Consider the following 3,015-nt stretch of genomic DNA (forward strand, 5'->3'; position numbering starts at 1 on the left):
AATGACAATAATCCGGGCATCCGGCCTTACTTTATGAATACGTTCTGCAGCTTCAGGGCACCATAAATAAGAAGGGCTGGCATCTCCTATGCGTATAAAATTTTCGGATCCCCAGTACAAATGTTGGTATTCACGTTCGCTGGACACCCGCTGGATTAAATGATCCTGTTCGGGACGCGGATGGGCTTGGGTGAAATAGTGCGGTTCCTTCATGTTAGGCAGAAAAACCTGAGGATGCTGCTTCAGGTAGGCATAAAGGGAAGTCGTACCGCTTTTTACCGCACCAACAATATAAAAATTCGGCCAGATGAAGTCACGCATTACCAAGCCGCTTATTGTTCTACCGGATAAAAATCATGAAAACCCATTTTTTTCATGGCGGCGACAGCCTTTACGGCAGCAATGCCATCGGGAAGAGGGCCTACCTGGACTTTGTAAAACTGCTGGCCTTTAACCAGGCCAGGCACAATCAAAACATCCCGAAAGCCTTCTGAAATCAGGTGATTACGTTCTGCGGTCGCGTGGTTTAGGGCTTTGAAAGCGCCGGTTTGCAAATAGGTTTGGGTTGGTCCCTGAATTTCCTGGGTATGCATTGGGACGCTGGGCCCGGAACCATTTGCTCCGGTCGGGGTTATGCTGGAGGGGGCGAGTGCGACTATCTGCACTGCCGCCGTACCCTGGTGGGTCATCCCCAAGGCGCTGGCTGCCCCATAGGAGAGATCCATGCTGCGTCCATCCACAAAGGGTCCGCGATCATTCACCAGAACAACGATGCTCCGGCCATTACTCAAATTGGTGACCCGGGCACAGGTAGGGAGCGGCAAGTCACGGCTGGCCGCCGTATAAGCCCGGGGACGAAAGGGGGTTCCCATGGAAGTTTTGGAACCGGATTCCCAGCCATACCAGGAAGCCAGTCCACGCACATTGTAATCGGCGGCACTTTGCAGGGGGTGATAAAACCGTCCATGAATCTGATAGCTGCGATTATAGGCAGCCCGCAGGTTGGGAGCCGGCGCACTGCAGCTTGCTGCAGCCGCCGGGGCGGTGAGCTTGCCCTGAGGGGCCTTCTGGCTGACGCCGGCGCACCCACTGATCAGCAACGCAGCGACGCTCAGCAGACCATATAGTGAGTGCGCTACGGGCTTAATCATCCCGGCGGGGCCCCAATAAATGAATCATGATTTCGCCGTAAATCCGCGACAAATCTTCCAGGTCTGCCACCGCCACACATTCATTGAGCTTGTGAATGGTACTGTTGATGGGGCCAAGCTCAACCACCTGGCCGCCCAGTTGCGCAATGAAACGTCCGTCAGAGGTTCCTCCACCCGTAGAAAGGCTGGCCGGATGACCGAGAATTTTTTCCAGAGCGTGCTGGGTGGCCGCCACCAGAGTGCCGGGAGCCGTAAAAAAGGGGGGTCCCGACAATTGCCAGTCAATCTGATAATGGATTTGCGCAGCGTCGAGAAGACCATGGACGCCAGCCTGGAGGGATTCCGGGGTGGACTCTGTGGAAAAACGGAAGTTGAAGTCGGCAGTCAGATGACTAGGAATGACATTATTGGCGCCGGTACCGGCGTGAATATTGGAAAACTGCAAACGGGTGGGTGGGAAATACTGGTTGCCTGCATCCCATTGTTGATCCACCAGATCGGCCAACGGGCGAAAAGCCCGATGAATGGGATTGTCGGCCTTGTCAGGATAGGCTACATGACCCTGCACACCCTGCACGGTCAGACGTCCATTCAGGGAGCCGCGCCGCCCGTTTTTAATGACATCGCCCAGACGGTTTTCCGAAGAAGGTTCACCCACTACGCACCAGTCAATCTGGGTATTCTGATCACGCAGCCAATCCACGACGTGGCGGGTGCCATGGGTAGCAATACCCTCCTCGTCAGAGGTGATCAGAAACGCGAGACGGCCGAGGTGATCAGGATGTCGGGTAATAAACTGTTCAGCCGCCACGATCATCGCCGCCAGGCTGCCTTTCATGTCGGCTGCACCGCGCCCATAGAGCATGCCGTCGCGAATGCTGGGGGTGAAGGGATCACTGTGCCAGGCTTCCAGCGGGCCGGTGGGCACCACATCCGTATGTCCGGCAAAGCAGAGGTATGGCCCTGAAGATCCGCGTTCTGCCCAGAAATTCTCAACGCCACCGGCTGCCAGACGGATCACCCGAAAACCCAGGGCTTCCAGCCGCGCTATCATCAGGTCCTGACAGCCGGCATCTTCCGGAGTCACCGAAGGTCGGGAGATCAGATCTTCCGCCAGGGCCAGCACGCTGCTTTTTTCCATGTACGGCTTCCTTCAGATATCTCGCAGAATCTGGTTGATGCCCACCTTGCCGAGCGTTTTGGCATCGACCTGTTTGACAATAACTGCACAGTAGAGACTGTAGCTACCATCTGGAGAGGGCAGGTTGCCGGATACCACAACCGAACCGGCAGGCACCCGTCCATAGCTGATTTCACCGGTTGCCCGGTTGAAAATGCGGGTACTGGCACCGATGAATACGCCCATGGAAATCACCGAGCCCTCTTCAACAATGACGCCTTCCACAACTTCGGAACGCGCACCAATGAAACAGTTGTCTTCAATGATGGTGGGATTGGCCTGCAGCGGTTCCAGTACGCCGCCAATGCCGACGCCTCCGGAAAGATGCACATTTTTGCCAATCTGGGCGCAGGATCCGACCGTGGCCCAGGTATCGACCATGGTGCCTTCATCCACATAGGCGCCGATGTTCACAAAGGAAGGCATCAGTACGCAGTTGCGGCCAATGAAAGCCCCGCGCCGGGCGGTGGCGGGAGGCACCACGCGAAAGCCCCCGGTGCGAAAGTCGTTGCTGTTATAGTCGGCAAATTTGCCCGGCACCTTGTCATAAAAATTGGTCTCCGCACCAGGAATGCGGCTGTTATCGTGGAGGCGAAAAGACAGAAGCACGGCTTTTTTGATCCACTGATGGGTCACCCATTCGCCATGACGCTTTTCGGCAACCCGAAGCACGCCTTTATCCAG

General features: G+C 55.9%; 4 protein-coding genes. All 4 read right to left on the minus strand.

Features of this window, described 5'->3' with window-relative positions:
• The coding region (locus AC2VLY_RS00690; protein ID WP_486921593.1) for a sulfotransferase at nucleotides 1-321 on the minus strand (321 nt) is incomplete at its 3' end.
• Between the two features lie 11 nt (nucleotides 322-332).
• Nucleotides 333-1,151: a septal ring lytic transglycosylase RlpA family protein gene (locus AC2VLY_RS00695; RefSeq protein WP_486893901.1), complete on the minus strand. Its 819-nt coding sequence runs from the start codon at nucleotides 1,149-1,151 to the stop codon at nucleotides 333-335.
• Nucleotides 1,144-2,292, minus strand: coding sequence for a succinyl-diaminopimelate desuccinylase (gene dapE, locus AC2VLY_RS00700; protein ID WP_486893902.1), 1,149 nt, complete (start codon nucleotides 2,290-2,292; stop codon nucleotides 1,144-1,146). The genes AC2VLY_RS00695 and dapE overlap by 8 nt, the downstream gene beginning before the upstream one ends.
• Nucleotides 2,293-2,304: 12 nt before the next feature.
• Nucleotides 2,305-3,015: 2,3,4,5-tetrahydropyridine-2,6-dicarboxylate N-succinyltransferase (gene dapD, locus AC2VLY_RS00705; RefSeq protein ID WP_486921594.1), on the minus strand; the 711-nt coding region annotated here is incomplete at its 5' end.

This window comes from Acidithiobacillus sp. TH-A36 (assembly GCF_057473445.1).

What these genes read in the sequence shown, in the direction of transcription:
- AC2VLY_RS00695 (WP_486893901.1), bottom strand. Translation starts at nt 1,151, where the DNA reads ATGATTAAGCCCGTAGCGCACTCACTATATGGTCTGCTGAGCGTCGCT.
- dapE (WP_486893902.1), bottom strand. Translation starts at nt 2,292, where the DNA reads ATGGAAAAAAGCAGCGTGCTGGCCCTGGCGGAAGATCTGATCTCCCGA.